The organism is Corynebacterium guangdongense, assembly GCF_030408915.1.
GTDB lineage: Bacteria > Actinomycetota > Actinomycetes > Mycobacteriales > Mycobacteriaceae > Corynebacterium > Corynebacterium guangdongense.
On record NZ_CP047654.1, the window covers coordinates 459,891 to 486,827 of the forward strand.

Sequence of the window (26,937 nt, forward strand, 5' to 3'; positions counted from 1 at the left end):
ATTACGCCATGATTGTGCAAGTTCTTCGTGTAGCGCTCGCCTTCGTCGGCATCATCGTCGGCGCAGGCTTCGCGTCCGGTCAGGAAGTCATGCAGTACTTCGTCGGCTTCGGCATCAACGGGCTGTGGGGGGTGGTGCTGTCGGCCGTGGTCATGACCGTGATGGCGATGATCATTCTCCAGCTCGGCTCCTATTTCCAGGCCGCCGAGCACGGCGAGGTGTTCGACCGGGTCTCGCACCCGATCTTCTCCCGCGTCCTCGATCTGGGGGTGATCGTGACGCTGTTCAGCACCGGTTTCGTCATGTTCGCCGGCGCCGGCGCCAACCTCAACCAGCAGTGGGGGCTGCCGACCTGGGTCGGCGCACTGCTCATGGTCGCGCTTGTGCTGGCCAGCGGGCTTCTCGACGTCAACAAGGTCACCAACGTCATCGGTGCGATCACCCCGTTCATCATCTTCTTCCTGACGGTCGCCTCGCTTTATGTGATCTTCTTCACCGATCACGTCTCCTTCGCCGATCTCGACGTCTCGGCGCAGGCCGTGGGGTCCCCGCTGCCGCACTGGGCCGTCGCCGCCGTCAACTACGTCGGCTTCAACCTCATGGTCGCCGTGTCCATGGCCATCGTCATCGGCGGCGCCATGTTCCATCCGCGCCTGGCCGGTTACGGCGGCCTCCTCGGCGGCCTGTTGTACTCGTTCCTCCTGGTCATCTCCGCGGTGACGCTCTTCCTCGCGGTGCAGACCGTCGGCGACGACGACATGCCGATGCTCACCCTCGTCGGCGACATCCACCCCTGGCTGGGGCAGGTCATGGCCGTGGTCGTCTTCGGGATGATCTTCAATACGGCCCTGGGCATGTTCTACGCCCTGGCCAAGCGCATCTCCGCCTGGTGGGGCGGGCGATTCTTCCTCATCTACTCGATCACCGTGCTCGTCGGCTTCGTCCTCAGCTTCCTCGGCTTCAAGAACCTCGTCGGCTACGTCTACCCGGTCCTCGGCTACATCGGCCTGCTGCTCATCGCCGTCATGCTCGTCGCCTGGTTCCGCGCGCGCGGGCGCATCAACGACGAATCCGCCCGCCGCGTCAGAATCGAACAGCTCTGGCGCCGCGGGCGGGAGGTGGAGATCATTGAGGAGGTCAAGGCGTCGAACCTGGACGTGACAGACGTCCGCCAGGCGATGGAGGATTAGGCCTAGGCCTTCTTGACCACCGAGGTCTTCAGGTACATCTGACCGGCGCCGGGGACGGTGGCGGAGATGTCGTGGCCGTTGACCGGCTCGTCGAGCAGCTTGATCTTGGGGACCTTGGTGCCGCGCTTGATGGGGGAGCCGCCCTTGACGTCGAGATTGACGGTGACGGTGACGGTGTCGCCGTCGGCCAGCTCGTTGCCCACGGAGTCGCGGAAGACCCGGGCTTCCGGCTCCGCGTCAGACGAGGCGCCCGGCGCGAACTCGTGGTTGCACATCGGGCAGACGACGATGCCGCCGTCCTCGTAGGTGTACTCGCTGCCGCACTCGGGGCACGGGGGGATCTGGTCAGCCATGTCCGGCTCAGCCTTTCTGCTCGGTGGTTCCTGACGTCCCAGCTTAGCCCCGGCCAAGCCCGCCTCAGCCCTTCCCGCCGGTGAGCAGGAAACTGGCGTGCAGCAGGTCGAGCACGTCCTCCTCGTCGACGGTGCCGTCGAGGCGCACGCTCACCCAGTGCCGCTTGTTCATGTGGTACCCGCGGGTGAAGCCCGGGCGGGTGACCAGCGCGTCGACAAGCTCCGGCTCCGCCTTGAGGTTGAGCACGTCCACCCTGCCCGGCTTGTCGACGCCCACCGTCGCGTACGGCAGCCGCATGAGCATCCCGAACCACTTCCCCGAGGCGTGCTTGAGCGCTCGGTTGTCGGGGTGGAGTTCCGGCCAGGGCAGCACCGGCTCGGTGGCCAGGTGCTCGCGGGCGTAGGCCAGGACCGCGTCGACGAGCATCAGTAGTAGAAGGGGAACTCGTCCCAGTTCGGCTCGCGCTTGTTGAGGAAGGCCTCCTTGCCCTCCACGGCCTCGTCGGTCATGTAGGCCAGGCGGGTCGCCTCGCCGGCGAAGACCTGCTGGCCCATCAGCCCGTCGTCGGTGAGGTTGAAGGCGAACTTCAGCATGCGCTGGGCGGTCGGGGACTTGCCGTTGATCTCGCGGGCGACCTGGATGGCCTCCGCCTCCAGCGAACCGTGGTCGGCGACGATGTTGACCGCGCCCATGCGGTGCATGTCCTCGGCGCTGTAGGTCCGGCCCAGGAAGAAGATCTCGCGGGCGAACTTCTGGCCGACCATCTTCGCCAGGTAGGCCGAACCGTAGCCGGCGTCGAAGGAGCCCACGTCGGCGTCGGTCTGCTTGAACCTCGCCTCCTGGCGCGAGGCGATGGTCAGGTCGCACACCACGTGCAGGGAGTGCCCGCCCCCGGCCGCCCAGCCGTTGACCACGGCGATGACCACCTTCGGCATGGTGCGGATGAGGCGCTGGACCTCAAGGATGTGGAGGCGGCCGCCCTCGGCCTTGACGCGGTTGAGGTCCACGGTCTCGGAGCCGGCCTCCGCGTCATTGGACTCGTGGGAGGTGGCGTACTGGTAACCCGAGCGGCCACGGATGCGCTGGTCGCCGCCGGAGCAGAACGCCCAGCCGCCGTCCTTTTCGCTCGGGCCGTTGCCGGTCAGCAGCACCACACCCACGCTCGGGTCGCGCCGGGCGTGATCGAGGGCCCGGTAGAGCTCGTCCACCGTGTGCGGGCGGAAGGCGTTGCGCACCTCCGGGCGGTCGAAGGCGATGCGGACGACGCCGTCCCGGCGGGTCTCGCCGACGTGGCGGTGGTAGGTCAGGTCGGTCAGACCCTCGAATCCCTCAACGACCTTCCACTGGGTGGGGTCAAACGGCTGCTCGGTGCTGTAGTTACTCATGCGCCCGAGTCTAGAGGCCTACCCTGGGCGGCATGAGACTGCTGCTGACCTCCTTCGGCCACGAGTCGATCGGCTCCTTCGTGACCGGCCGCGTCGCCTACGTCCCCGACGCCACCCGTTCCTTCGCCCACAAGACCGAGTGGGTCAACGTGGAACGCGAGATGCTGCGCGGGCACGGACTGGAGATCGTCGAGCTGCCGCTGGCCGCCACCGCGCCAGCCGAGACTGACCGCGTCCTCGGCGAAGTCGACGGCGTCTACGTCGCCGGCGGCGAGACCTTCGACCTCCTGGGGGTCCTGCGCACCACCGGCAACTTTGAGGTCCTGCGCCGCCACGTCCTCGCCGGCCTGCCCTACATCGGCACCAGCGCCGGGGCGGTGCTGGCCGGCCCCAGCATTGAGCCGGTCAGCCTGATGGATGATCCCGGGCTGGCCGGCCCGCTGAGCGACTACTCGGGCCTCGGGCTCACCGACTACGTCATCATTCCGCACCTCGGCGACAACCCGCCGTTCTCCATGGACGTCTTCGCCGAGACGGTGCGCACCTACGGGGCGGACTGGAAGCTGGTGCTGCTTCACGACGGGCAGGCGCTGCTCGTCGACGACGACGGAACCCACCTCGTCTGACGGTCTAGCGAATCTCGCAGCCGCTCGTGTCGACAAGGTTGCACTGCGGCCCGAACAGGCTCGAGGCCATGGCGGACAGGATGAACGGCGTCCACAGCGCGGAGCCGACGATGGTGAAGGCGCCCTGGCCGATGGACTTCAGCGGTTCCTGGCTGGAGAAGGTGTCGGCGAAGGGCATCTGCGAGGAGGTGGGGTCGTGCTGCAGCGACTGCGCGGCGGCGGCGGGGGTCACGAGCGCGGCCGTCGTGATTCCCGCAGCGGCGGTGAGGGCGGCGATTCTGCGGTTCAGCATGGGTCTGATCCTTGCCTTGAGGGAGGGGACTGTGACCCACATTACGTGATTGGCGCCTAAATCGAGTCGAAGAGCTTATTGATCTGCGTGGCCAGGTCGATGTCGCGCGAGGTGATCCCGCTGACGTCGTGCGAGCTGAGGGAGACCGTGACCTCCGGATAAGTCAGCAGCACGTCGGGGTGGTGGTTGGCCCGCTCGGCGGCGTCGCCGATGGCCCGGACGAACTTCACTCCGGTGGCGAAGTCACCGGTCTTGAAGTCGGCGACGATCTCGCCCTCGATGAATTCCCAGCCTTCCGGGAGCTGGTCTGCGATCTGCTTCTCGGACAGTACTTTCTTCGGGTTGCTCATGGGCCCAACCTACTATGAACCGCATGAACCCTACCGTTGACGAAATCCTCGAGCGCTCCCACGTCGTCGCCCTTCCCATGCGGATGAAATTCCGCGGCATCACCACCCGGGAGGCGCTGCTCATCGACGGCCCCGCCGGCTGGGGCGAGTTCTCGCCCTTCCTCGAATACGACGCCCTTGAATCGTCCTCCTGGCTGGCTTCCGGCGTCGAGGCCGCGTGGGAGGGCTTCCCGACGCCGGTGCGCGACCGCGTGGAGGTCAACGGCACCATTCCGGCCGTCCCCGCCGACGAGGTCGAACCCGTCGTCGCCCGTTACCCGGGCTGCCGGGTGTTCAAGGTGAAGGTCGCCGAGCCGGGCCAGACCCTCGCCGACGACGTCGCCCGCGTCGCCAGGGTGCGTGAGCTCGTGCCCCATGCCGTCATCCGCGTCGACGCCAACCGCGGCTGGACCGTCGCCGAGGCCGTCGAGGCGGCCAAGGCACTCGGTCCCCTCGATTACCTCGAGCAGCCGTGCGCCACCGTCGACGAGCTCCGCGAGGTCCGCATGACCCTGCAGCGCTCCGGCATCTTCTGTCGCGTCGCCGCCGACGAGTCCATCCGCCGCGCCTCCGATCCGTACCTGGTCGCCGAAAAGCAGGCCGCCGACGTCGCCGTGGTCAAGGTCGCCCCGCTCGGCGGCGTGCGCCGGACCATGGGGCTCGCCCGTGACCTCCACGTCAACCACCACATGGACATCACCGTCGCCTCCGCCCTCGACACCGCCGTCGGCATCAACGCGGGTCTGGCCGCCGTGGCCGCCTTCGACGCGCACATCGACGACGACGGCATCGACGTCCGCCCCAACGCCGCCGGCCTTGCCACCGGGCAGCTGTTCGTCGAGGACGTCGCCGAACCGCTCGAGCTCGTCGACGGCCACCTGCCCGTCGCCCCGCGCACCCCGTCTCTGTCGCGTCTGGAGACGCTGGCCGCCCCGGCCGATCGCCGCGACTGGTGGTTCAACCGCGTCCGCGAGGCCTATCCGCTGATCCAGAGATGAAAATTCCACACGCCGGGTTCGGGGAAGTCCCGACCGTAGCGGGTTGAGGGATCTTTTCGTCTCGCTTCCAGGGTGTTCGCGAGTTCCCTGACCAGCCACTTCATGGCGTGATCGGTGCAGTAGTTGGTGTACCGCAACGGCGCCCACCCGGCGCGCACCGCGTGGTTGGTCTTCCACCGGTCGACGATGAAGGTCCGGTCCTTCACCCCGCTGCCGTGGTGTCGGTCGCTGTCCAGGTCCAGGACCGTCGAGCCGTGCCGGAATCCGAGATCCCAGTGATACGGGCCCAGGCGATAGTTGGGGACGGGGTCCAGGCCGATCTTCCCCAGCCGTTCGATGACCTGGCGTTCCCACCGGCTGGAAGCACCGATCGTGGCCCGGTCGAGCGCAGGTTGGAGCAGGGCCTTCTCCGCGGGGGTGAGTTCCTTCAGATCCATCGTGAACTGATCGCGCCCGCGCCAGCTGGCGTACTGCTCCTCGAGAAACGCCGCGAGCCGTCCGGTTCTCTCGTCGACGCCCGCCGCCGCCCGCAGCGGGCTGACCACTCGGAAACCGTCGACGAGCCGGTGGCCGGTGCGTCGCGAGCGGGTCATCCGGAGCAACTCCGTCGTTCGTGCTTTGGGCCCTGTCGCGCTCAGCGGCAACGTCGGAACCAGGTGCCGATAGAGGTCGTAGGCGGTGTCCCCGGTGAAAACCAGAGTCGGACGATGCCGTTGCAGAGCCGACATGGTCTCCGGGACGCTCAGTTCGCGGTTCCGGTACAGGCCGTTCTCGATCCGGTGGAGTGATGTTCCCAGCTTTCGATTGATCTGCGTGCTGTTGAATCCGAGCTCGTTGAGCTGCTGCGTCGTAAAAATTCCATCCACGCGTATTTGGACTTGGGGGATCGGGCGAAGGTTCCGGGCAGTTGGTGCACGCGCAGCCACCCTGCAGCCCTAAAACCCCAGGTCGCGTTTCTGGCCCGTGTACCGAATGCCACGCTGGATCGTGAGGGTGGGCAGTTGGTGCACGCGCAGCAACCTTGCAGCCCTAAAACCCCAGGTCACGTTTCATCCCCGTGTACCGAATGCCCCGGCCACCTCCCGGCCTACACTGGCCGTCGATGAGCAACATGATCGAAATCCGCGGCGCCCACCTGCACAACCTCAAGAACGTCGACGTCGACATTCCGAGAAACCAGCTGGTGGCCGTGACGGGCATATCCGGGTCGGGCAAATCAAGCCTGGCGTTCGGCACCATCCACGGGGAGGGGCAGCGCCGGTACTTCGAGTCGGTCGCGCCGTTCGCGCGGCGGCTGATCGGCAGCGCCACCGACCCTCAGGTCGAGCAGGTCAACGGGCTGCCGCCGACGGTCGCCCTGCGGCAGAACACGTCGGTGGGTGGGGCACGGTCGACGGTCGGCACGGTGTCCACCATGAGCAACACCGTCCGGCTGCTCTATTCCCGCACGGGCGACTACCCGGCCGGCGTCGGGCACCTGGACTCGGACCACTTCAGCGCGAACACGGCGGTCGGCATGTGCCCGACCTGCCACGGCACCGGCGTGGAGTACGTGCCCACCGAGGCCAGCATGGTGCGCGAACCGGACAAGACGATCAACGAGGGGGCGATCACCGCCTGGCCGGGCGCGTGGGCGGGCAAGAACTTCCGCGACATCCTCGACACGCTGGGCTTTCCCATGGACACCCCGTGGCGGGAGCTCGACCGGGACACCCGCGACTGGATTCTGTTCACCGACGAGCGCCCGGAGGTCACCGTCACCCCGGACCGGCGGGCCGACCAGGTGGAGAAGCAGTACCAGGGCATCTGGCGTTCGGTGGCGTCCTACCTGCGCAAGACGCTCGCGGAGACGGAATCGGACACGCTGCGCAGGCGCGCGATCAGTTTCATGGAGGAACACGAGTGCCCGACCTGCCACGGCCGCCGGCTCTCCGCGGAGGCGCTGACGGTGAGGTGGGCGGGGCTGCCCATCGACGAACTCAACGCCCTGTCACTGACCAGGCTCAAGACGCTTGTCGACGCCCACCGCACCGACCCCGCCAGCGAGGCCGAAAGACTGCTGCTCGAGGCGCTGGCGCCCATCGTCGACTCGACCATCGAGCTGGGCCTCGGCCACCTCTCGCTGGATCGCCCGGCGCGCACGCTCTCCGGCGGCGAATCCCAGCGGCTGCGCCTGGCGGGTCAGCTCCGCAGCGGCCTGTTCGGGGTGGCCTATGTCCTGGACGAGCCGAGCGCGGGGCTGCACCCGGTGGAGCGCACTGCGGTCTCGGCTCTGGTCCGCCGGTTCATCGGGCAGGGCAATTCCGTTCTGCTGGTGGAGCACGACATGGACCTGGTGGCCCAGTCGGACTGGCTGGTCGACGTCGGCCCGGCGGCCGGTGAGGGCGGGGGAGAGATCGTCTACTCCGGGCCGCCGGACACCTACGACGCGCAGACGCCGACGGGCCACGCGCTGGCGCACCGGGGCCTGACTCCGAACAGCCGACCCCGCCCGGCCAGCGGTCACCTGACGCTGGCGGGCATCACGGCGCGCTCGATCCGGGACCTTGACCTGCGCGTCGGGCTGGGCCAGTTCACCGCCATCGCCGGGGTGTCCGGATCGGGCAAGACCACGCTGATGAACGTCATCGCCGAGGCTCTGGGCGGCGGCGAAGGGGAACACCCGGGCGTCGTCACGCAGGTGCACGGCGAGATCGACCGGCTGGTGCAGATCACCCAGCGCCCGATCGGGCGCACCCCGCGCTCCTGCCTGGCGACCTACGTCGGCTTCTTCGACGACGTGCGCCGGCTGTTCGCAGGCACGGCGGAGGCGAGGAAACGCCGATGGACGGTCTCGCGCTTCTCCTACAACGTCAAGGCGGGCCAGTGCCCGACCTGCCAGGGTGAGGGCACGATCGAGGTGGAACTGGTGTTCCTGCCGGGTTCCTACACCCAGTGCCCGACGTGCCGGGGCGCGCGCTACAACGCGGAAACCCTCGAGGTCACCTGGCGGGGAGCCACCGTCGCGCAGGTGCTGGGCATGACCGTCGACGAGGCGGCGGAGTTCTTCGCCGGGGAGGGCAGGATCCGCCGGGCGCTGGACTCGCTGCAGGCCGTGGGGCTGGGCTACCTGCGCCTCGGGCAGGGCGCGCCGGAGCTGTCGGGCGGGGAGGCGCAGCGCATCAAGGTCGCCCGTGAGCTGTCCCGGGCGCGCCGGGGCCACACGCTCCACCTCCTCGACGAGCCGACCACCGGCCTCCACCCGGCCGATTCCGCGCGCCTGAACCGCGAGCTCCACCGGCTCGTCGACGCCGGCGACACCGTCCTCGTCGTGGAGCACGACCTGGCCACCCTCGCCGCCGCGGACCGCGTCATCGAGATGGGGCCCGGCGCGGGGGAAGAGGGCGGCCGGATCATCGCTGACGCCACGCCCGCGGAACTGACAGCGTCACCGACTCCCACGGGCAGGGCGTTGGCAGCCCGGAGGGGCTAGGATCAACGCCCATGAACGACCGCCCACGCCAGCACTTCCCCGGCGAGAACGAGCCGAACAACGACCAGACCCAGCAGTTCAGCCGCTATCCCGAGGATTCCTACGCCGACCGGGATTTCGCGGGTGGGCGACAGCAGTTCCAGCAGCCCCAGTATGAGCAGCCCCAGTACCAGCAGTACGAACACTACGAGGAGCCGGCCGAGGAGAAGCGCGGCCCCGGCGCCCTGGCGATGATCATGTCGGTGCTCTTCCTGGTCGCGCTGGTGGCGGCGGGCATCCTCTACTTCCTCTGGCAGGACGCCGCCGCCCGCGCGGACCGTCAGCCGGCGACGGTGACCGAGACGAGCGTGTCGACCTCCCTCGCCCCGCCGACGACGGTCACGGTGACGGAGGAGGGGCTGCCCTTCTCCGTTCCCTCGGAGATTCCGAGCGGACTCCCGAGCGAAATCCCGAGTGAGCTGCCCTCGGGCGGCATCGACGTGGAGGGTTTCCTCAACGACCTGCTGAGCCAGGGCGGCGCCGACGAGCCGGCACCCGCTCCTTAACCGGCGTTCTCGTAGACTGGTCGGCATGTCTGAACCGTCCTCCCCGGAACTTGCCGCCCACGTCGCCGACCGTCTCGCCCACCATGTGACCGACGTGGTGCTGTGCCCGGGTTCGCGCAACTCGCCGCTGTCCCTGGCCCTGCTGGCACGCGAGGACCTGCGCGTCCACGTCCGCCTCGATGAGCGTTCCGCCGCCTTCCTCGCGCTCGGCATGGCCCGGGTCACGGGCCGCCATGTCGCGGTGGTGACCACCTCGGGCACGGCGGTCGCCAACTGCCTGCCGGCCGTCGTGGAATCCGCGTCCTCCCACACGCCCCTGGTGATCGTGTCGGCGGACCGCCCGGCCCGCTTCATCGGCACCGGCGCCTCCCAGACCATCGACCAGGTCGGCATCTTCGGCTCCTACGCCGACACCGTCCAGGTCGACGCGGACACCGATTTCGGGGAGGCGTTCCGGGCCACCACGGTGCATCTCAACGTTGCCCTGGACACCCCGCTCGTCGGCGACGCGCTGCCGGGACGTGTCGGCGGCGCCGTCCGCGAGCGGGTGGACCTGTTCGTCGATCACGGCGAAGTGGCGGTGGATCTCTCCCTGGACACACTGGTCATCGCCGGTGACGAGGCGTGGGAGGTGGCGGGGCTGGAGGACGTCCCGACCATCGCGGAGCCCACCGCGCCGGCTCCGTTCCACCCGGTGCACCCGCTGGCTGCGGGGCTGTTCGCCAGGGGCGAGATCTCCACCAGCCGCGAGAGCGACTATGCGGACTACGTCGCCAGGGTCCGTCCGCAGCAGATCATCATCGTCGGCCACCCCACGCTGCACCGCCCGGTGCTGCAGCTCATGGCCGCCGAGGACCTCCGCGTCATCACGCTGTCGCGCACCGCGGACTTCACCGATCCGACCGGCGTCGCCGTGGCCCGCGGCACCCGGGTCAGGACCACCGGAGAGCCGGAGACCCGCTGGATGACGGTCTGCCGGGCGCTGTCGGACACCGCCGCGGAGGCCGTGCGCACGACGCTTGACGACGCCTCCCTCGGCTTCACCGGCCTCCACGTCGCCGCCGCGCTCAGTGACGGCCTCGGCGTCGGTGACACGGTCGTTCTCGGGGCCTCGAACCCGGTCCGGGACGCGTCGCTGGTGGGCCTGCCCTACGACGGGGTCGACGCCTACGCCCCGCGCGGCGCCGCCGGCATCGACGGCACCGTATCCCAGGCGATCGGCGTCGCCCTGGCCACCCAGGCCCGCCACGCCCACGAGATCCGGGCGCCCCGCACCGTGGCGCTGCTCGGTGACGTCACCTTCCTCCACGAGGCCGGCGGCCTGCTCATCGGGCCGGACAACCCGACCCCGGAGAACCTCACCATCGTCGTCGCCAACGACAACGGCGGCGGCATCTTCGAATCCCTCGAGATCGGCGCCGCCCCCCTGCGCGACAGCTTCGAACGCGCCTTCGGCACCCCACACGAGGCGGACCTGGAATCCCTGGTGGCCGGCTACGGTGCGAACTACCTGCGCGCCGAGAACCTGCGCGAGCTGCTCGAGCACCTCACCGACACCACGGAGGATCCCCGCAGCATCACCGTCATCGAGGCGGTCACCACCCGGGCGACCCGCCGGGAGCTGGACCGGGCGTTGAGGACGGCCGTCGGACTGTGAACCTGCTGGCCTACCTGCGCGGACTCGATGAGGAGCTGATCCGGCGACGGCTCCGCCAGCTGGTTCTGGCCCTGTGGGTCACGGCGATGATCGGGTCGGCGGCGCTGCTGGGCGGCGCGTGGCTCAATGACCGCACCATCCACTCCGACCCGGGCAGGTCGATGGCGACGGTGACCGAAGCGAGCTGGCTGCGCACCACCGTGGAGTACCAGGACTCGGAGGGCCGGTACCACTCGCCGGCCACCGGGCTGCTCTACCCCTCCGGGCTCGGACCGGGGCAGCAGGTGTGGGTGACCTACGCGAAGGATGAGCCGGGGCTGGTGACGGTCGAGGGGCGCCGGTGGACCCTGTCGATCATCCCCGTGCTCTCGATCGCCGCGGTGTCCTCGTTTCTCGCGGTGGTGGCGTGGTGGGGTGTGGCTAAGCTGGGGCACAGAAAGATTGGGCGAACGGACACCGATTCTTAACGGTGTGTTTGCCTGGGAGGTGTTTAATGCTGAGTATGCGTGTGGCCATCGTCGCGGAGTCTTTCCTGCCGAACATCAACGGAGTGACCAACTCGGTCCTGCGGGTGCTGGAGCATTTTCACCGCACCGGCGTCGATGCGGTCGTGATCGCTCCGGCCGCCCGGGACCACCAGGAGGAGGTCGCCGACTACCTGGGATTCCCCATCGTGCGCGTGCCCAGCGTGCGGGTGCCGCTGATCGATTCGCTGCCGATCGGGGTGCCCAACACCACGGTGCTGGAGACGCTGTACGAATACAAGCCGGACATCGTCCACCTGGCCAGCCCCTTCGTCCTCGGTGCCTCGGGCGCGCTCGCCGCCCGCAACCTGCGTATCCCCGCGATCGCGCTGTACCAGACCGATGTCGCCGGTTTCGCCACGAAGTATCACCTCGCCCCGCTCGCCGCGGCCGCCTGGGAGTGGACCCGCACCATCCACAACTCCGCGCAGATGACGCTGGCGCCCAGCTCCCTGACCATCCAGGAGCTGCGTGACCACGGCATCCACAACGTCAACCACTGGGGCCGCGGCGTCGACGCGGAGCGTTTCCACCCCTCGAAGCGCTGCGCTGAGCTGCGCCGTGCGTGGGATCCGAGCGGCCGGAAGAAGATCGTCGGCTTCGTCGGCCGCCTCGCCGCCGAGAAGGGCGTCCACCGCCTGGCGCCGCTGCACGGGCGGGAGGACATTCAGCTGGTCATCGTCGGTGACGGCCCCGAGGCCGAGGAGCTGCAGTCGCTGATGCCGGGCGCCGTGTTCACCGGCGCGCTCGGCGGGGAGGAGCTGGCCCGCGCCTACGCCTCCCTCGACCTGTTCGTCCACGCCGGCGAGTTCGAGACCTTCTGCCAGGCCATCCAGGAGGCCCAGGCCTCGGGTGTGCCGACCATCGGCCCCCGTGCCGGTGGCCCGGTGGATCTCATCACCGACCGCCACAACGGCCTGCTGCTTGACGTCGCGACCTTCTCCGCTGACCTCCCGGCCGCCGCGGACTGGCTGCTCGACGAGGCGCGCCTGCCCGAACTCCGCGCCAATGCCCGGGCGGGCGTGGCTGAGCGCACCTGGGAGTCCCTGGGCGAGCAGCTCCTCGGTTACTACGACCAGGTGCTGGCGTCGACGAAGCGCAACCCGCTCACCTTCTTTGGCCAGCTCCCGGCGCTGCCGACCTGGGCGGCCCGCGCCCTCGGCGCCCGCGTGTAGGCGGCGCTGGCTAGACTTGGCCGGGTGGCTAGAGCAGACCTGGACAAGAAGCCCTTTGACGTCGCGAAGATGTTCGACGACGTCGGGAAGAACTACGACCTGACCAACACGGTCATCTCCTTCGGGCAGGACGCCCGGTGGCGCAAGCGCGCCCGCCAGCGGCTCGACCTGAAGCCGGGGGAGAAGGTCCTCGACGTCGCCGCCGGTACGGCCGTCTCCACGGTCGAGTTGGGTAAGTCCGGCGCGTGGGTCGTGGCCTGCGACTTCTCCCAGGGCATGCTGGCCGCCGGCGCCCGGCGCGACGTCCCCAAGGTCGTGGGCGACGGCATGCACCTGCCCTTCGCGGACGAGTCTTTTGACGCGGTCACCATCACCTACGGCCTGCGCAACATCCACGACCACCAGGCGGCGTTGCGCGAGTTCGCGCGGGTGACCAAGCCCGGCGGACGACTGCTGGTCAACGAGTTTTCGACTCCGGTGGTGCCGGGCTTTTCGACGCTCTACAAGGAGTACCTCATGCGCCTGCTGCCGAAGGTCGCGCGTGTCGTCTCCTCCAACCCGGAGTCCTACGAGTACCTTGCCGAGTCCATCCGCGCCTGGCCGGACCAGGACGAGCTCGCCGCCCAGATCAACCACAACGGGTGGACCGACGCCGGCTACCAGAACCTCTCGCTGGGCATCGTCGCCCTGCACTCGGCGGTCAAGCCGGGCTAGCCGGCCCCGAACCCAGGGGAGGGCGCCCCGGCCCCACGGTCGGGCGTTCTCAGGACCATAGCGGGGTGCCGCGGCGCACGGCGGAAACCGTGCCCCCGGCGGCGCGCCACAGGCGGGCCATGAGGTCGCGGTCCTCGTCGGTGATGAGGTTGGCCATGAGCCGGGCGGCCGTGGGCATGAGCCTCGCTCCGACGGGGCCGCGCAGCGCCAGGGGGCCGACCGCCGGAAGGAATTTCGGGTAGGTCAGCAGTCTGGCGGCGGTGCGGGCGAGCAGGAACGCCTCGCCGTAGCGGTCGCGCAGCAGCTGCGGCCAGACGTCGGTGAGGTCGGCGTAGCCGGCGTCGAGAAGCGTCACGGCGTGCTCGGCCATCTCGAGGCCGTAGTCGATGCCTTCGCCGTTGAGGGGGTTCACGCCGGCGGCGGCGTCGCCGATGATCATCCAGTTCCTGCCGGCGACGCCGGAGACGGCGCCACCCATCGGGAGCATGGCGCTGGTGACGCGTTCGGGTTCACCGAGGCCCCAGTCGGTACGCTGCTGGCGGGCGTAGTGGGCGAGCAGCTTCTTGGTGTTGAGCCTGGCTGGGCGGGCGTCGGTGGAGAGGGCGCCGCAGCCGAGGTTCACGGTCCCGTCGGCGAGCGGGAAGATCCAGCCGTAACCGGGGAGGATCGTGTCGTCCTCGTCGCGCAGCTCGACGTGGGAATGCATCCACGGGTCGTCGCTGCGCGAGGACGACACATAGGAGCGGGCGGCGATGCCGTAGACCTCCCCGCGGTGCCACTCGCGGCCCAGCTGCCGGCCGAAGGTCGAGCGCACGCCGTCGGCGACGATGACCCACCTGGCGCGCACGGTCGATTCGACGCTGGAACGGGTCACGGTGACGCGGGTGAGCGTCCCGTCGATGACGTCGGGCGCCGTGGCGGTCGCGTTGTCCCAGACGGTCGCGCCGCCGGCGATGGCCGCGCGGGCGAGGTACTCGTCGAACGCGGTGCGCGGCATGGCGGAGCCGAGCGTGCCGTAGGCGGAGGAGGGCCAGGGGGCGGTGACGTCGCCGCCGTAGCCGTGGAGTTTCAGGCCATGGTTGACGTAGTGGGACGTGATGGCGTCGGCGAGTCCGAGGCGCTCCAGCTGGTGAATAGCCCGTGGCGTGAGTCCGTCACCGCAGGTCTTGTCCCTGCCCAGGGGCCCGGCTTCGACGACGAGGACCTCGTGGCCGGCCCGGGCGGCGTGGAGGGCGGCGGCGGAACCGGCGGGCCCGGCGCCGACGACGAGGACATCAACTGCAACATCAGACACGTCCGCCATTGTCGCATGCGCCGACCCGACAGTGTTTTTCACCCGTGGGGTGGACTACGGTATGTGGGGAAGTTTGCCCGTCGCTTTCGTCGCCTCCTTCGCCCCGTATATCGGGCGCTCGTCGGCTTTCGGAGGCGAATCCACCACGAGTCCGAGGATCGCCACACCATGACCACTGGCCCGAGCCCGTCACCGCGCAACATCACGAGCGTGGATCTGGGTGATGCGGACCTCAACGCCCGCATCAGCTCCGGCATGGCTGACGTTGAGGCCCTGCTTGAATCGACCCTGACCAGGGGAGAACCCTTCATCGTCGAGAAGGTGGCGCACCTGGCCAAGGCCGGCGGCAAGCGTTTCCGCCCGATGATGGCGCTGCTGGCCTCCCAGTACGGCACGGCGCCGGGCTGCGAGCGGGTCGTCAAGGCGGCCGTCATCGTGGAGGTCGTGCACCTGGCGACCCTCTATCACGACGACGTGATGGACGAGGCCGACAAGCGTCGTGGGGTGGAGTCCGCGAACTCCCGCTGGGGCAACTCCGTGGCCATCCTCGCCGGGGACATCCTGCTCGCCCATGCCTCCCGGCTGATGAGCCAGCTCGACACCCGCACCGTCGGCCACTTCGCCGACACCTTCGAGGAACTGGTCACCGGCCAGATGCGCGAGACCGTCGGCGAGTCCGCCGGGCTCAGCGCCGTCGAGCACTACATGCAGGTCATCCGTGAGAAGACCGGGGTGCTCATCGCGTCCGCGGGTTACCTCGGCGCGCTGCACGGCGGCGCGGACGAGGAGATCGTCGACGCCCTGTACCACCTCGGCGGCGTCATCGGCGTGATCTTCCAGATCGTCGACGACATGATCGACATCTTCTCCGCCACCGACGATTCCGGCAAGACGCCGGGGACGGATCTGCGCGAAGGCGTGTTCACCCTGCCGGTGCTCTATGCGCTCGAGGAGGAGGGGGAGGTCGGCGACGAGCTGCGTGCGCTGCTCACCGGCCCGCTCACCGACGACGCCGAGGTGGATCGGGCCCTCGAGCTGCTGCGCCGTTCCACCGGCCGCGCGTGCACCATGCAGGTCGTCCAGGGGCTCCTCGACGAGGCGGAGTCCTACATCTCCCGCCTGCCCGCCGGCCCGGCCACCGACGCCCTGCGCGCCCTCTCGAAGTACACGATTCACCGCGTGGGCTAACCGGTGTGACCTGCTGATTTGCTTTCCGGGTGTGGTCTCGTAGTAATGTTGTGTTCCGCACCGCACGTGAGTGTGCAGCTTGCCAGGTTGTCCGAGTGGCCAAAGGAAGCGGACTGTAAATCCGCCGGCGTACGCCTTCAGAAGTTCGAATCTTCTACCTGGCACAATCAACACCCACCAGAGAAATCTGGTGGGTGTTCTCCTTTTCCGGCGCGGTCGTGACGCGCCCCGGCCGACGTGCGCGGGACACGGCGCTCGCCTCCCGGCCGGGCCCTGGAGGGTGTGGGTCGCCGCCGACGGTCCCGGGGTCCTCCGGCGGGAATTCGGGGTCCGGAAGGGGCCTGCGGCCGCGGGTGTCCGTCCCGCGTGGCCGACGGTGGCGGGTGGTGCGGCGTGGATCTGTCCCGAGGGGTGGCGGTGCTCCGGGGTCCGATGGCCGTGGGGCCGGGCCCCGGCCGGCGCGCGACTGTGGCGGCACGGCGCCCATCGACGAAACGGGTGTCCGATCGGCCTCCCGGGAGTGGGCAAAACCCGCGTTCAGCTGCCGATTTGTGTTGTAAAACGGTTTCGGGTTAATCTTCTTAAGGCTTCAACGGAGCGGCCCGCACAGAACAGACAAGTTCTGCCGCGGACAGTGACAAAGAAGCTACGCCCCCTTAGCTCAGTCGGTAGAGCGTTTCCATGGTAAGGAAAAGGTCAGCAGTTCGATTCTGCTAGGGGGCTCTGTTCTTTGAATAAGGACTGTGGCGGTGTAGCTCAGTTGGTGAGAGCGCGCGACTCATAATCGCGAGGTCGAGAGTTCAAGTCTCTCCACCGCTACCGGGACCCGCCCAAGGGTCCTTCTCCCGCCGGAGGCGGTGGACAGGGTCCACGCCACAACGTCTCTGGTAAGGTAGCTCGTACCGCTTTGCGGCGGTACCCGAAGGGGCGTGGCGCAATTGGTAGCGCAACGGTCTCCAAAACCGTAGGTTGCAGGTTCGAGTCCTGTCGCCCCTGCCAGAGTTTCCAGTATGAGGAGTGCTAGTGAGCGACGATAAGACGAACGAGAAGGACGTCCTTCGTCCCACCGGAAAGCGCCAGCTTTCCGGGGACAGCACTGCCTCCACCTCCACCGCCGCCTATGAGGCCAAGCGTCAGGTCCGTCCGGAGAACACGGATGATGACCGACCGGGCGGTGGGGTCGCTGCTTTCCCGGGCGAGGTCGTCGCCGAGATGCGCAAGGTCGTCTGGCCGACCACCCGCGAGATGATCAACTACACCACGATCGTCTTTGCCTTCCTGATCATCATGACGGGACTCGTGTGGGGCATCGACACGCTCGCCACAATGGGAGTTGAAGCAATCCTCGTCCCGTAGCTATACTCGAGACCATCACATGTTCATCCCGCAGACCGGACCCTCGGTCGGCGGGATTACTTATTACCTGCATCCCCCTGTCCACAGGTCGAGCAGGTACGGACATCGGCAACCGCCCAGCACACAGTTCACACAGTGAGGAAAAATCGTGATCGACAACGAGAACCCGGAGACCTTCGCAGATTCTGAGACCGGGGAGAACGCCGCGTCCCCCGCGATCCCCGACACCGACGTGTCCAGCGCCGTGTCCAACGCCGACGAGACCGTGGCCACCGAGCCGGCCGTCGACGAGTCCGTCGTCGACGAGAGCGCTGACGCCGAGGACGCCGAGGCCGGTTCCGGCGACGCCCTCGCCGACGCGGCCGCCGCGCTGGGCGACACCTCCGCCGAGGATCAGGAGGCCGCCTACCGCAAGCGTCTGCGCGAGTTCACCCGCGAGCTGAAGAAGCTGCCGGGCACCTGGTACATCGTCCAGACCTACGCCGGCTACGAGAACAAGGTGAAGACCAACCTCGACATGCGTGCGCAGACCCTCGAGGTCGAGGAGTACATCCACGACGTCGTGGTCCCGATTGAGCAGGCCGTCGAAATCAAGGACGGCAAGCGCAAGATCGTCAAGCGTAAGCTGCTGCCGGGCTACGTCCTGGTCCGCATGGAGCTCAACGACTCCTCCTGGTCCGTCGTGCGTGACACCCCGGGCGTGACCAGCTTCGTGGGCAACGAGGGCAACGCCACCCCGGTCAAGCACCGTGACGTCGCCAAGTTCCTGCTGCCGAAGGACGCCCCGGCCGAGGGTGCCGCGGAGTCTGCCGCACCGGGCGTCGCCCAGGACGGCGAACTCGCCGTCGCCATGCCGGAGGAGGACGCGAAGCCGAAGTTCGCCTACGACTTCGAGGTCGGCGACGCGGTCACCATCCTCGACGGCGCCTTCGCCTCCGTCGCCGCGTCCATCTCCTCGATTGACCCGGTCACCGGCCGCATCGAGGCACTGGTCTCGATCTTCGGGCGCGAGACCCCGGTGGAGCTGACCGCCGACCAGATCGAGAAGATCAGCTAGCACGAGCCACGCCCCGCCGCCGCCCACAGTGATTTGGGGGTGGGCGGGGTGTGCCGTATCGTTTACCGACGCGTGTGCACACACGCGCATTCAATCGTTTCATCCCCGGTGGCTCGCAGAGTTTGCGGGCATCCGGCCGGAACCGTCATCATCGTGGCGCGTTCCCGGTACCAAGGAAGAGGTAATCCGATGGCAAAGAAGAAGGTCTCTGGCCTCATCAAGCTGCAGATCCCGGCCGGCCAGGCCACCCCGGCTCCGCCGGTCGGCCCGGCCCTGGGTGCGCACGGCGTCAACATCGTCGAGTTCACCAAGGCCTACAACGCCGCCACCGAGTCCATGCGTGGCGACATCGTTCCGGTCGAGATCACCGTGTACGAGGATCGCTCCTTCACCTTCAAGCTGAAGTCCCCGCCGGCCGCCAAGCTCCTGCTGAAGGCCGCCGGCCTGCAGAAGGGCTCCGGCGTCCCGCACACCCAGAAGGTTGGCTCCGTCACCTGGGACCAGTGCAAGGAGATCGCAGAGCGCAAGAAGGACGACCTCAACGCTCGCGACATCGAGAACGCCGCCGCCATCATCGCCGGCACCGCCCGTTCCATGGGCATCACCGTCGAGAAGTAATTCCCGACACCTCCACAACCATGTGGCAGGGCGCCAGCTCGCCAACTCGCTCAGGCGGGAGAGCACACGCCCGTTAACACCACACAACCAAGAAAGGGCCTGACTCATGTCCAAGAAGTCAAAGGCATTCAAGGAAGCCGCGTCCAAGGTCAACCGCGACGCCGTCTACCACCCGCTCGACGCCGTCAAGCTGGCCTCGGAGACCTCCTCCAAGAACTTCGACGCCACCGTCGACGTCGCCATGCGTCTGGGCGTCGACCCGCGCAAGGCTGACCAGCTGGTCCGCGGCACCGTCTCCCTGCCGAACGGCACGGGCAAGTCCGTCCGCGTCGCCGTCTTCGCCGAGGGTGAGAAGGCCACCGAGGCCAAGGAAGCCGGCGCCGAGATCGTCGGTACCGAAGAGCTGATCGAGCAGATCACCTCCGGCACCATCGACTTCGACGTCGCCATCGCCACCCCGGACCAGATGGCCAAGGTCGGCCGCGTCGCCCGCGTCCTGGGCCCGCGTGGTCTCATGCCGAACCCGAAGACCGGCACCGTCACCGCCGACGTCGCCAAGGCCGTCTCCGACGTCAAGGGTGGCAAGATCTCCTTCCGCGTCGACAAGGCCTCCAACCTGCACGCTCTGATCGGTAAGGCCTCCTTCACCCCGGAGCAGCTGGCTGAGAACTACGGCGCGCTGCTGGACGAGATCAACCGTCTGAAGCCGTCCTCCGCCAAGGGCATCTACCTGAAGAAGATCACGGTCTCCTCCACCAACGGCCCGGGCGTCCCGGTCGACACCCACGTCCAGAAGAACTACGCCTCCAAGGACGCGTAGGTTTCACTGGCATTCCACTCAACCCGCTTGCCTTCGGCAGGCGGGTTTTGTGATCCTGGGGAGCATGACCCTCACCGCTAACATCATCGGCGCCGGCCCCAACGGTCTGACCGCCGCCGCATTCCTCGCCCGTGACGGTTGGGAGGTCAACGTCTACGAGCGTGCCTCGCATCCCGGCGGCGCCGCGCGTTCCAGTGACGTGCTGGGGGAGGGGACGGTCACCGACCTCGGCGCAGCGGCGCACCCCTTCGGCGCCGCCAGTCCGGCGTTCCGGGAGCTCGGGCTCGAGGTCAACTGGCTCCACTCCAGGTACGCGATGGCGCACCCGCTTGACGACGCCCCCGCCGCCCTCCTCTCCCGCGACCTCGGGGAGACCGCTGCGGGACTCGGGGAGGACGCCGCCGCGTGGCGACGCCTGCACGCCGATCTCGTCACCCACGTCGACGAGCACCTGGCCAACCTGCTGGGACCGGCCATTCGCTGGCCGGCCCACCCGGCGCGACTGCTCCGCCTGGCGCCCTCGGCGCTGCTCCCGGTGGACGCGCTGGGCCGGCTGCGGCTGTCCACCGACCGGGCCCGGGCCCTGCTGGCCGGGTCCGCGGTGCACGCCACCGTCGCACCCTCGCACCCCTTCACGTCGGCGTTCGGCCTGCTTTTCGGCGCCCTCGGTATGACCAGGGGGTGGCCGGTCGCCGAGGGCGGCACCGGCGCAATCGTTGACGAGCTGGTGCGCGTGGTGCAGGGGCACGGGGGCCGACTGCACCTGGGGGTCCATGTCACCGACCTGCGGGATCTGCCGCCGGCCGACGTCACCGTCCTCAACCTCACCCCCCGGCAGGCGCTCGCCCTGCCCGGGGTGGAGAGCCCGCGCCTGCGGAAGTGGCGCTACGGCACGGCCTCCTACAAGGTCGACTACCTCCTCGACGGCCCGGTCCCGTGGACGGACCCTGCCGTCGGGGAGGCCACCACGGTCCACGTCTGTGGCACCGTCGCCGAGATCGAGCACGCCGAACGCGAGGCCGCGCGGGGGAGGATGCCGGAGAAGCCCTTCGTCATGGTGTGCCAGCAGCAGGCGGCCGACCCGTCGCGGGCGCCGGAGGGACGCCAGGTGGTGTGGGTCTACGCCCATGTGCCGCACGGCTACCGCGGGGACGCCACGCAGGCCATCGAGAACCAGATCTCCCGTTTCGCCCCCGACTTCCGCGACCGCGTCGTGCGCCGGTCCGTCTCCGGCCCGGAGCAGCTGGAGCGGTGGAACCCCAACCTCGTCGGCGGTGACATCGCGGGCGGGGCGATGGACGGGGCCCAGGCGCTGCGGCAACCCTACCGCCTGGGGCCGGGGCTCTACCTGGCGTCGGGGGCCACGCCCCCGGGGGCGGGCGTGCACGGAATGCCGGGCTACTGGGCGGCGCGGGCCGCCAGCGTCGATAAGCAAGGCAGCCTTAACTAAGGCAAGCTTAAACTTGCTGGTCAGACGGGATATTTTCTGTGACAATGGAGTCATGGACATCACGAGCTCACCCCCGGCCGCCCACCCCACCACCACGGCTGGACCGTGGCGGCTCTTCGTCAGTTCCCGGGACGGCCTCATCACCCTCGCGGCGCTCGTCGCCATCACGATTCACCTGGTCCTCTGGCTGGGCGTCGGACTGGCGGGCTGGGCGCGCGACTGGCCGCTGGTCGTCATCGTCGTGGCCGGCGGCATTCCGCTGCTGATCGACGTCCTGAAGAACGCCGTGCGTACCCGGGGCGGCGCGGACACCCTGGCTGCGGTCTCCATCATCACCGCGGTGATTCTGGGGGAGTGGCTGGTCGCGGCGATCATCGTGCTCATGCTCTCCGGCGGTGAGGCGCTGGAGGAGGCGGCGACCAAGCGTGCGTCGGGCACCCTTGACGCGCTGGCGAAACGAGCGCCGACCATCGCGCACCGGCGGTCGGGCGAGGACGTCGCGGTCGAGGACATCCGGGTGGGCGATGAGCTGCTCATCCTGCCCCATGAGCTGGCCCCGGTGGACGGCGAGGTCATCGAGGGGCACGGCTCGATGGACGAGTCCTATCTGACCGGCGAACCCTACGTCGTGAGCAAGTCGGTGGGTGCGCAGGTCATGTCGGGCGCGATCAACAGCGACACGCCGCTGACGATCGTGGCGACGGCGCATGCGCAGGACTCGCGCTACGCGCAGATCGTCGGCACCCTGCGCCAGGCGGAGGACAACCGGCCGCCGATGCGGCGTCTGGCGGACCGGCTCGGCGCCTGGTACACGGTCGTCGCGCTCGCCCTGGGCGCCCTGGGCTGGGTCGTGTCCGGTGACCCGATGCGCTTCCTGGCGGTCGTGGTCGTGGCGACGCCGTGCCCGCTGCTCATCGGCATCCCGGTCGCGATCATCGGCGCGATCTCGCTGGCGGCCAAGCGCGGCATCATCGTCCGCGACCCGGGCATGCTGGAGAACGCCTCACAGGTCACGACGATCATGTTCGACAAGACCGGCACCCTGACCTACGGCCGCCCCTCCATCACCAGCATCCATGTCGCGCCCGGGATCGACGAGAACGCGGTCTTGGCCGCCGCCGCCTCCATCGAGCGCTACTCCCGGCACCCGCTCGCCGACGCCATCCGCAACGAGGCCCAGGCCCGGGGGCTGACGCTCCCTGCCGTCGAGAAGGTCTCCGAGAAACCCGGCCAGGGCCTGACCGGGGAGGTCGGCGGGAGGCTCATCCGCATCGGCAACCGGAAGACGGCGTACCGGATGGACCCGGCGAGCGAGGCCGTCATCCCGCGCACCGCGGCCGGCATGGAGTCGGTGGTGCTGCTCGACGAGAAGTACGCCGCCACCATCCAGTTCCGTGACGCGCCCCGCCTCGAGGCGGAGCGGTTCATCGCCCACCTGCCGCGCAAGCACGGCGTGGAGAAGATGATGATCATCTCCGGGGACCGTGAATCGGAGGTCAAGTACCTCGCCAGCCGCGTCGGCATCGACGAGGTCCACGCGGGCGTGAGCCCGGAGGGCAAGCTCGACATCGTCACGGAGCACAACCGGCACGGCAAGACGATGTTCCTCGGCGACGGCATCAACGACGCCCCGGCCATGGCCACCGCCAGCGTCGGCATCGCCATGGGCGCCGACTCGGACGTGACCTCCGAGGCCGCCGACGCCGTCATCCTCGACTCCTCCCTGGAGCGCCTCGACGACCTTCTCCACATCTCCGCCCGCATGCGCCGGATTGCGCTGCAGTCCGCGCTCGGCGGCATGGGCCTGTCGATCATCGGCATGATCCTCGCCGTTTTCGGCGTCCTCACCCCGCTGGCCGGCGCCATCTTCCAGGAGGTCATCGACATCGGGGCGATCCTCAATTCCGCCCGCGTGGCGATGCACCGCGGCTCGCTGGCGGACTTCGACGACGAGTGAGGGGAGGAAGTGAGGGGGCCGGGGGCGCGGGGAGGGGGTGACGAAAGGTTGGCGACACCGTGTCGGTAAGATATCGACACGGTGTCGATGCATGTCGTCGGCACATCTTACCGGTCCACTACCCAAAAGAGCTGCCACATGTTTCTAGCCTGGCGCGAGATCCTCTTCGCGCGAACCCGCTTCCTGCTGATGGGCGTCGTCCTCGCCCTGATGTCCATCCTCATCGTCCTGATCTCCGGCCTGACCGCCGGTCTGGTCAATGACGGGGTCTCCGGTCTCAAGGCCCTTGACGCCGAGGTCATCGCCTTCGAGAAGGACACCGAGATCTCCTCGGCCTTCACCCGCTCCACGGTGGACGTCGCCGAGACCGACGCGCTGGCGGCCGCCGACGGCGTCACCGGCGCCGCGCCGCTGGGGTTGACCATCGTCAACGGCCGCAACCAGGACGACGTCCCGGTCGACCTGACCCTGTTCGGCGTGCAACCCGGTTCCTTCATCGCGCCGGGGGGCCTTCCCGAGCTCAGCCCCGAGCGCCCGGAGGGGCGACCGACCGACACCGAACCCGGCGTCATCCTCTCCGGCACGCTGGCAGACTCCGGCATGGCCGTCGGCGACACCATCACGCTGGAGCAGCTCGGCACCGAGCTGACCGTGCTCGGCTTCACCGACGACCAGCGCACCTTCGGCCACGTCGACATCGCCTACACCCCCCTGGACGTCTGGCAGGAGATCCAGGCCGGCGCCCGACCGGGCGAGGCCGCCCCGGCCGAGGCGTACCGGCAGGCGTCGGTCATCGTCGCGCAGACCGACGGCACGGACGCCGACGAACTCAACGGCGCGTCCGGGCTGGACATGGTGACGCTGGAGGAAAGCTTCCAGGCCTCGCCCGGCTACGGCCCGGAGACGATGACCCTGTCGATGATCGAGTGGTTCCTCTACATCATCACCGCCCTGGTGACCGGCGCATTCTTCCTCGTCTGGACGATCCAGCGGGCGGGTGACATCGCCGTCATGCGGGCGATCGGAGCGACCCGCGGCTTCCTGCTGCGTGACAGCCTGGGCCAGGCCGTGGTCATTCTCCTGGTGTCCATCGCCGTCGGCGTCGGCCTCGCGGTCGGCCTCGGCCTGTGGCTGGAGAGCACCCCGATGCCGTACTCGACCGAGGCCGGCCCGATCGTCGGGGGCGCCGCGATGCTGTTCTTCGCCGGCCTGCTCGGGGGGCTGATCGCCATCTACCGCGTGACCCGTACCAACCCCCTGACCGCACTGGGAGAAAACCGATGAGCACACCAGCACTGATCCTCGACCACGTCCGCGTCAGCTATGGCGACGGCGATTCGGTGGTCCACGCCCTCGACAATGTCTCGCTGAGCGTCTCGCCCGGGGAGTTCATCGCCGTCGTCGGGCCCTCCGGCTCCGGCAAGTCCACGCTCCTCGCCGTGGCAGGCGCACTGACCACTCCCGACGACGGCGCGGTCACCATCGCGGGCGAGGACGTCGCCAACGCCACGGACCGGGACCTGGCGCGCATCCGGCGCGAGCACGTCGGCTTCGTGTTCCAGTCCTCCGGCAACCTGCCCTCCGCCCTGCGCGCCCGCGACCAGCTCGAGCTGGCCGCCCGCGTCCACGGCAGGCGGGGCAGGCGCGGCAACGAAGAGCTTCTCGACGCCGTCGGCATGGCCCACCGGGCGAACCACCGCCCCGCGACGCTCTCCGGCGGTGAGCGCCAGCGCATCGGCATAGCCCGGGCCCTGGTCGCGGACCCGGACATTCTGCTCGTCGACGAACCCACCGCCGCCCTGGACCGGCAACGGTCCCACGAGATCGTGCGGCTTCTCGCCGAGGAGTGTCACGGGCACAACGTGGCGGGCGTGATGGTCACGCACGACCTCGAGGTCATCGAGCACTGCGACCGGGTATTCGAAATGGTGGACGGAACGCTGACCGCGACCCGGTAGCATTCCGGACATGCCCAGAATCTCGGAACCATCGGTCGCCGAACACCGTGCGGCCCAGCACCAGGCCGTGCTCGAGGCCGCGGAGAAGCTGATCGTCGCCTCCGACGGCACCATGCCGTCCTTGGCCGAGGTGGCCACCGAGGTGGGCCTGGCGCGGTCGAGCGTGTACCTGTACGCCTCCTCGCGGCAGGACCTGCTGATTCAGCTGCTGCTCAAGGCCATCCCGGCCTGGACCCGGTCACTGCGCGAGGCCGTGACAACGGTGGACGAGGGGCCGGGGAACCGGATCGCCGCCTACGTGAACGTCACCCTCGATCTCTTCCTCAGCGGTCGCCACGGGCCCCTGATGGCGGCGGCGCAGCAGTATCCCGACGCGTTCACGGATGAGCGGGTCCGCGCCGCGCACGACGCCCTCGGCCCGGCCCGGGTTGAGCTGGTCGGCGACGTCGGCCCGGCCTTCGACCTGATCGACGCGGCCATCGCGCGGGGGGCGGAGCTGGTTCAGGACCGCGGGGAGGACGAGGCCGTCGTCAGGCTGACGGTGGAACGCATGGCGCGGGCCGCCGTCGAGACGGATTTGGCGGATCCCGGGTCGGTGCTCTAACGTCAACACCCGAAGTTTGAACGGATTAAACGCCGTGCTCAAGTTTCACCGAAGACCGTCGGCCGTCTCCCCACGGGGAGATCGAAGGAGTCCATACCCTGGACCGGCCCACGCAGGCGACACTTCAGCGGATCGTGCTTGTGGTTCACGTCAGTGGGCCCCGCGCCATCACGCCCTGTGCCTCCTGCACGGGGCGTTTTTACGTCTCGGGCGGACACACACTAGCAATTAAGGGAAGGAGGCGTAAAGGACATGGCAAACGCAAAGAACATTGCATCGGTCGCCGATCTGAAGGAGCGCTTCGGCGCTGCTGACTCCATCGTGCTCACCGAGTACCGCGGCCTGACTGTCCAGCAGCTCGCAGAGCTGCGTGGCAACCTCGGCTTCGATGTCGACCTGCACGTCGCCAAGAACACCCTGATCAAGATCGCTGCCACCGAGCAGGGAATTGACGGCCTTGACGAGCACCTCGTCGGCCCGACCGCAGTCGCCTTTATCAAGGGCGAGGCAGTCGACGCCGCCAAGGTCATGAAGGACTTCGCGAAGAACCACGAAGCCTTCGTCGTCAAGGGTGGCTACATGGACGGCAACGCTCTGTCTGCCGACCAGGTCAAGGCCATCGCCGACCTCGATAACCGCGAGACCACCCTCGCGAAGATCGCCGGCGCCATGAAGGGCAACTTGTCGAAGGCCGCAGGCCTGTTCAACGCTCCCGCTTCCAAGGCTGCTCGCGCTGTCTCTGCACTGCAGGACAAGAAGCAGTCCGAGGGCGAGAACTAAACACGCTGTTCTCCCGCGGCGCACGCCGCGGGAACCACATTCACACATCACATCGGGTCCGAACATTCGGGCCCAGGAAAGGAAGCCACCATGGCTAAGCTGTCTAAGGACGAGCTCATTGAGCAGTTCAAGGAAATGACCCTCATCGAGCTCTCCGAGTTCCTGACCGAGTTCGAAGAGGTCTTCGACGTCACCGCCGCCGCTCCGGTCGCCGTCGCCGCTGCCGCTCCGGCCGCCGGCGAGGCTGCCGCTGAGGAGAAGGACGAGTTCGACGTCGTCCTGACCGACGCCGGCGCCAAGAAGATCGGCGTCATCAAGGTCGTCCGTGAGCTCGTCTCCGGCCTGGGCCTGAAGGAAGCCAAGGAGCTCGTTGAGTCCGCTCCGAAGGCCATCCTCGAGGGTGCATCCAAGGACGACGCTGAGGCTGCCAAGGCCAAGCTGGAAGAGGCCGGCGCCTCCGTCGAGCTCAAGTAGTTTCGACTCCACAGTCAATCCCTGTCACCGCGGTTCTTCCGCGGGGCGGGGATTTCCTGG

28 protein-coding genes and 4 tRNA genes are annotated in these 26,937 nt (G+C 68.6%); 25 read left to right on the plus strand and 7 right to left on the minus strand.

The annotated features are described in order from the left end of the window. The first annotated feature begins 8 nt into the window (after positions 1 to 8). A complete protein-coding gene (locus CGUA_RS02185) occupies positions 9 to 1,190 on the plus strand; it encodes a YkvI family membrane protein (protein WP_290197262.1) in 1,182 nt (393 codons plus the stop codon). A gap of 2 nt (positions 1,191 to 1,192) precedes the next feature. Here CGUA_RS02185 and CGUA_RS02190 read toward each other — a convergent pair whose 3' ends face one another. The 3 genes from CGUA_RS02190 to CGUA_RS02200 form a co-directional block, all read right to left on the minus strand. Beyond that, positions 1,193 to 1,543 carry a zinc ribbon domain-containing protein YjdM gene (locus CGUA_RS02190; protein WP_290197263.1) on the minus strand — a complete coding sequence of 117 codons (351 nt, stop codon included), beginning with the start codon at positions 1,541 to 1,543 and terminating at the stop codon, positions 1,193 to 1,195. Between the two features lie 64 nt (positions 1,544 to 1,607). Beyond that, positions 1,608 to 1,970 (minus strand): MmcQ/YjbR family DNA-binding protein, encoded by a 363-nt coding sequence (locus tag CGUA_RS02195; RefSeq protein WP_290197265.1) that lies wholly within the window; start codon positions 1,968 to 1,970, stop codon positions 1,608 to 1,610. Beyond that, positions 1,970 to 2,929 carry a 1,4-dihydroxy-2-naphthoyl-CoA synthase gene (locus CGUA_RS02200; protein WP_290197267.1) on the minus strand — a complete coding sequence of 320 codons (960 nt, stop codon included), beginning with the start codon at positions 2,927 to 2,929 and terminating at the stop codon, positions 1,970 to 1,972. Before CGUA_RS02200 ends, CGUA_RS02195 begins: the two co-directional genes overlap by 1 nt. Positions 2,930 to 2,961: 32 nt before the next feature. Between CGUA_RS02200 and CGUA_RS02205 the strand changes: the two genes are divergently transcribed. After that, a complete protein-coding gene (locus CGUA_RS02205) occupies positions 2,962 to 3,555 on the plus strand; it encodes a Type 1 glutamine amidotransferase-like domain-containing protein (RefSeq protein WP_290197269.1) in 594 nt (197 codons plus the stop codon). A gap of 4 nt (positions 3,556 to 3,559) precedes the next feature. On the opposite strand, the gene CGUA_RS02210 is transcribed toward CGUA_RS02205, so the two are convergent. Together CGUA_RS02210 and CGUA_RS02215 are read right to left on the minus strand one after the other, a co-directional pair. Further along, complete coding sequence (locus CGUA_RS02210; protein WP_290197271.1) at positions 3,560 to 3,847, minus strand: hypothetical protein; 288 nt, start codon at positions 3,845 to 3,847, stop codon at positions 3,560 to 3,562. 56 nt (positions 3,848 to 3,903) lie between these two features. Further along, a complete protein-coding gene (locus CGUA_RS02215; RefSeq protein ID WP_290197274.1) occupies positions 3,904 to 4,197 on the minus strand; it encodes a 4a-hydroxytetrahydrobiopterin dehydratase in 294 nt (97 codons plus the stop codon). A 23-nt stretch (positions 4,198 to 4,220) separates the two neighbouring features. Here CGUA_RS02215 and CGUA_RS02220 point away from each other — a divergent pair, with 23 nt between their 5' ends. Then, entirely contained in the window at positions 4,221 to 5,234 is a 1,014-nt protein-coding gene (locus tag CGUA_RS02220) for an o-succinylbenzoate synthase (protein WP_290197276.1), read from the plus strand. Here the strand turns inward: CGUA_RS02220 and CGUA_RS02225 are convergent. After that, positions 5,213 to 6,100 carry a putative endonuclease domain-containing protein gene (locus tag CGUA_RS02225; RefSeq protein ID WP_290197278.1) on the minus strand — a complete coding sequence of 296 codons (888 nt, stop codon included), beginning with the start codon at positions 6,098 to 6,100 and terminating at the stop codon, positions 5,213 to 5,215. The two genes, CGUA_RS02220 and CGUA_RS02225, sit on opposite strands and share 22 nt — an antisense overlap. 245 nt (positions 6,101 to 6,345) lie before the next feature. Here CGUA_RS02225 and CGUA_RS02230 point away from each other — a divergent pair, with 245 nt between their 5' ends. From CGUA_RS02230 to CGUA_RS02255, 6 genes are all read left to right on the plus strand, one after another. Further along, complete coding sequence (locus CGUA_RS02230; protein ID WP_290198293.1) at positions 6,346 to 8,706, plus strand: ATP-binding cassette domain-containing protein; 2,361 nt, start codon at positions 6,346 to 6,348, stop codon at positions 8,704 to 8,706. Between the two features lie 11 nt (positions 8,707 to 8,717). After that, positions 8,718 to 9,251, plus strand: a complete 534-nt coding sequence (locus CGUA_RS02235; protein WP_290197280.1) for a hypothetical protein — start codon at positions 8,718 to 8,720, stop codon at positions 9,249 to 9,251. A gap of 25 nt (positions 9,252 to 9,276) precedes the next feature. After that, positions 9,277 to 10,908 carry a 2-succinyl-5-enolpyruvyl-6-hydroxy-3-cyclohexene-1-carboxylic-acid synthase gene (menD, locus tag CGUA_RS02240; RefSeq protein WP_290197282.1) on the plus strand — a complete coding sequence of 544 codons (1,632 nt, stop codon included), beginning with the start codon at positions 9,277 to 9,279 and terminating at the stop codon, positions 10,906 to 10,908. Positions 10,909 to 10,994: 86 nt separating this feature from the next. After that, positions 10,995 to 11,375: a DUF3592 domain-containing protein gene (locus CGUA_RS02245; protein ID WP_374725059.1), complete on the plus strand. Its 381-nt coding sequence runs from the start codon at positions 10,995 to 10,997 to the stop codon at positions 11,373 to 11,375. A 35-nt stretch (positions 11,376 to 11,410) separates the two neighbouring features. Continuing rightward, entirely contained in the window at positions 11,411 to 12,607 is a 1,197-nt protein-coding gene (locus CGUA_RS02250; RefSeq protein WP_290198295.1) for a glycosyltransferase family 4 protein, read from the plus strand. A gap of 24 nt (positions 12,608 to 12,631) precedes the next feature. Beyond that, on the plus strand, positions 12,632 to 13,321 hold the full coding sequence (locus CGUA_RS02255; protein WP_290197284.1) for a demethylmenaquinone methyltransferase: 690 nt from the start codon (positions 12,632 to 12,634) through the stop codon (positions 13,319 to 13,321). 49 nt (positions 13,322 to 13,370) lie between these two features. Here CGUA_RS02255 and CGUA_RS02260 read toward each other — a convergent pair whose 3' ends face one another. Continuing rightward, positions 13,371 to 14,624, minus strand: coding sequence for a geranylgeranyl reductase family protein (locus CGUA_RS02260; RefSeq protein WP_290197286.1), 1,254 nt, complete (start codon positions 14,622 to 14,624; stop codon positions 13,371 to 13,373). A 159-nt stretch (positions 14,625 to 14,783) separates the two neighbouring features. On the opposite strand from CGUA_RS02260, the gene CGUA_RS02265 reads away from it, so the two are divergent. The 16 genes from CGUA_RS02265 to rplL all read left to right on the plus strand — a co-directional run bounded on the left by CGUA_RS02265 (position 14,784) and on the right by rplL (position 26,877). Then, positions 14,784 to 15,803: a polyprenyl synthetase family protein gene (locus tag CGUA_RS02265; RefSeq protein WP_290197288.1), complete on the plus strand. Its 1,020-nt coding sequence runs from the start codon at positions 14,784 to 14,786 to the stop codon at positions 15,801 to 15,803. An 81-nt stretch (positions 15,804 to 15,884) separates the two neighbouring features. After that, positions 15,885 to 15,967 (plus strand) — tRNA-Tyr (locus CGUA_RS02270). Positions 15,968 to 16,453: 486 nt separating this feature from the next. After that, positions 16,454 to 16,526 (plus strand) — tRNA-Thr (locus CGUA_RS02275). A 22-nt stretch (positions 16,527 to 16,548) separates the two neighbouring features. Continuing rightward, a tRNA-Met gene (locus CGUA_RS02280) sits at positions 16,549 to 16,622 on the plus strand. 104 nt (positions 16,623 to 16,726) lie between these two features. Beyond that, positions 16,727 to 16,802 (plus strand) — tRNA-Trp (locus tag CGUA_RS02285). 24 nt (positions 16,803 to 16,826) lie between these two features. Then, positions 16,827 to 17,159, plus strand: a complete 333-nt coding sequence (secE, locus tag CGUA_RS02290; protein ID WP_290197289.1) for a preprotein translocase subunit SecE — start codon at positions 16,827 to 16,829, stop codon at positions 17,157 to 17,159. A gap of 151 nt (positions 17,160 to 17,310) precedes the next feature. Beyond that, complete coding sequence (gene nusG / locus CGUA_RS02295; protein ID WP_374725060.1) at positions 17,311 to 18,216, plus strand: transcription termination/antitermination protein NusG; 906 nt, start codon at positions 17,311 to 17,313, stop codon at positions 18,214 to 18,216. Positions 18,217 to 18,405: 189 nt separating this feature from the next. Further along, a complete protein-coding gene (rplK, locus tag CGUA_RS02300) occupies positions 18,406 to 18,834 on the plus strand; it encodes a 50S ribosomal protein L11 (protein WP_290197293.1) in 429 nt (142 codons plus the stop codon). 106 nt (positions 18,835 to 18,940) lie between these two features. Next, complete coding sequence (gene rplA, locus CGUA_RS02305; RefSeq protein ID WP_290197295.1) at positions 18,941 to 19,654, plus strand: 50S ribosomal protein L1; 714 nt, start codon at positions 18,941 to 18,943, stop codon at positions 19,652 to 19,654. A 64-nt stretch (positions 19,655 to 19,718) separates the two neighbouring features. Then, on the plus strand, positions 19,719 to 21,104 hold the full coding sequence (locus CGUA_RS02310) for a phytoene desaturase family protein (RefSeq protein ID WP_290197298.1): 1,386 nt from the start codon (positions 19,719 to 19,721) through the stop codon (positions 21,102 to 21,104). A 16-nt stretch (positions 21,105 to 21,120) separates the two neighbouring features. After that, on the plus strand, positions 21,121 to 23,061 hold the full coding sequence (locus CGUA_RS02315; RefSeq protein ID WP_310169412.1) for a heavy metal translocating P-type ATPase: 1,941 nt from the start codon (positions 21,121 to 21,123) through the stop codon (positions 23,059 to 23,061). 138 nt (positions 23,062 to 23,199) lie between these two features. Continuing rightward, positions 23,200 to 24,345, plus strand: coding sequence for an ABC transporter permease (locus CGUA_RS02320; RefSeq protein WP_290197303.1), 1,146 nt, complete (start codon positions 23,200 to 23,202; stop codon positions 24,343 to 24,345). Beyond that, positions 24,342 to 25,019 carry an ABC transporter ATP-binding protein gene (locus CGUA_RS02325; RefSeq protein ID WP_290197305.1) on the plus strand — a complete coding sequence of 226 codons (678 nt, stop codon included), beginning with the start codon at positions 24,342 to 24,344 and terminating at the stop codon, positions 25,017 to 25,019. Before CGUA_RS02320 ends, CGUA_RS02325 begins: the two co-directional genes overlap by 4 nt. A 10-nt stretch (positions 25,020 to 25,029) precedes the next feature. Continuing rightward, positions 25,030 to 25,623 (plus strand): TetR/AcrR family transcriptional regulator, encoded by a 594-nt coding sequence (locus tag CGUA_RS02330; protein WP_290197307.1) that lies wholly within the window; start codon positions 25,030 to 25,032, stop codon positions 25,621 to 25,623. Between the two features lie 252 nt (positions 25,624 to 25,875). Further along, entirely contained in the window at positions 25,876 to 26,403 is a 528-nt protein-coding gene (gene rplJ, locus CGUA_RS02335) for a 50S ribosomal protein L10 (RefSeq protein WP_290197309.1), read from the plus strand. A gap of 90 nt (positions 26,404 to 26,493) precedes the next feature. Beyond that, the gene (rplL, locus tag CGUA_RS02340) at positions 26,494 to 26,877 is read left to right on the plus strand and encodes a 50S ribosomal protein L7/L12 (protein ID WP_290197311.1); all 384 of its coding nucleotides are present in this window, start codon (positions 26,494 to 26,496) and stop codon (positions 26,875 to 26,877) included. Positions 26,878 to 26,937 lie beyond the last annotated feature (60 nt).

Excerpts from the sequence above, each read along its gene's own strand:
- CGUA_RS02185 (WP_290197262.1), top strand. The coding sequence starts at position 9 with ATGATTGTGCAAGTTCTTCGTGTAGCGCTCGCCTTCGTCGGCATCATC.
- CGUA_RS02190 (WP_290197263.1), bottom strand. The coding sequence starts at position 1,543 with ATGGCTGACCAGATCCCCCCGTGCCCCGAGTGCGGCAGCGAGTACACC.
- CGUA_RS02195 (WP_290197265.1), bottom strand. The coding sequence starts at position 1,970 with ATGCTCGTCGACGCGGTCCTGGCCTACGCCCGCGAGCACCTGGCCACC.
- CGUA_RS02200 (WP_290197267.1), bottom strand. The coding sequence starts at position 2,929 with ATGAGTAACTACAGCACCGAGCAGCCGTTTGACCCCACCCAGTGGAAG.
- CGUA_RS02205 (WP_290197269.1), top strand. The coding sequence starts at position 2,962 with ATGAGACTGCTGCTGACCTCCTTCGGCCACGAGTCGATCGGCTCCTTC.
- CGUA_RS02210 (WP_290197271.1), bottom strand. The coding sequence starts at position 3,847 with ATGCTGAACCGCAGAATCGCCGCCCTCACCGCCGCTGCGGGAATCACG.
- CGUA_RS02215 (WP_290197274.1), bottom strand. The coding sequence starts at position 4,197 with ATGAGCAACCCGAAGAAAGTACTGTCCGAGAAGCAGATCGCAGACCAG.
- CGUA_RS02220 (WP_290197276.1), top strand. The coding sequence starts at position 4,221 with ATGAACCCTACCGTTGACGAAATCCTCGAGCGCTCCCACGTCGTCGCC.
- CGUA_RS02230 (WP_290198293.1), top strand. The coding sequence starts at position 6,346 with ATGATCGAAATCCGCGGCGCCCACCTGCACAACCTCAAGAACGTCGAC.
- CGUA_RS02235 (WP_290197280.1), top strand. The coding sequence starts at position 8,718 with ATGAACGACCGCCCACGCCAGCACTTCCCCGGCGAGAACGAGCCGAAC.
- menD (WP_290197282.1), top strand. The coding sequence starts at position 9,277 with ATGTCTGAACCGTCCTCCCCGGAACTTGCCGCCCACGTCGCCGACCGT.
- CGUA_RS02245 (WP_374725059.1), top strand. The coding sequence starts at position 10,995 with ATGATCGGGTCGGCGGCGCTGCTGGGCGGCGCGTGGCTCAATGACCGC.
- CGUA_RS02250 (WP_290198295.1), top strand. The coding sequence starts at position 11,411 with ATGCGTGTGGCCATCGTCGCGGAGTCTTTCCTGCCGAACATCAACGGA.
- CGUA_RS02260 (WP_290197286.1), bottom strand. The coding sequence starts at position 14,624 with ATGGCGGACGTGTCTGATGTTGCAGTTGATGTCCTCGTCGTCGGCGCC.
- CGUA_RS02265 (WP_290197288.1), top strand. The coding sequence starts at position 14,784 with ATGACCACTGGCCCGAGCCCGTCACCGCGCAACATCACGAGCGTGGAT.
- rplK (WP_290197293.1), top strand. The coding sequence starts at position 18,406 with ATGGCAAAGAAGAAGGTCTCTGGCCTCATCAAGCTGCAGATCCCGGCC.
- rplA (WP_290197295.1), top strand. The coding sequence starts at position 18,941 with ATGTCCAAGAAGTCAAAGGCATTCAAGGAAGCCGCGTCCAAGGTCAAC.
- CGUA_RS02310 (WP_290197298.1), top strand. The coding sequence starts at position 19,719 with ATGACCCTCACCGCTAACATCATCGGCGCCGGCCCCAACGGTCTGACC.
- CGUA_RS02320 (WP_290197303.1), top strand. The coding sequence starts at position 23,200 with ATGTTTCTAGCCTGGCGCGAGATCCTCTTCGCGCGAACCCGCTTCCTG.
- CGUA_RS02325 (WP_290197305.1), top strand. The coding sequence starts at position 24,342 with ATGAGCACACCAGCACTGATCCTCGACCACGTCCGCGTCAGCTATGGC.
- CGUA_RS02330 (WP_290197307.1), top strand. The coding sequence starts at position 25,030 with ATGCCCAGAATCTCGGAACCATCGGTCGCCGAACACCGTGCGGCCCAG.
- rplJ (WP_290197309.1), top strand. The coding sequence starts at position 25,876 with ATGGCAAACGCAAAGAACATTGCATCGGTCGCCGATCTGAAGGAGCGC.
- rplL (WP_290197311.1), top strand. The coding sequence starts at position 26,494 with ATGGCTAAGCTGTCTAAGGACGAGCTCATTGAGCAGTTCAAGGAAATG.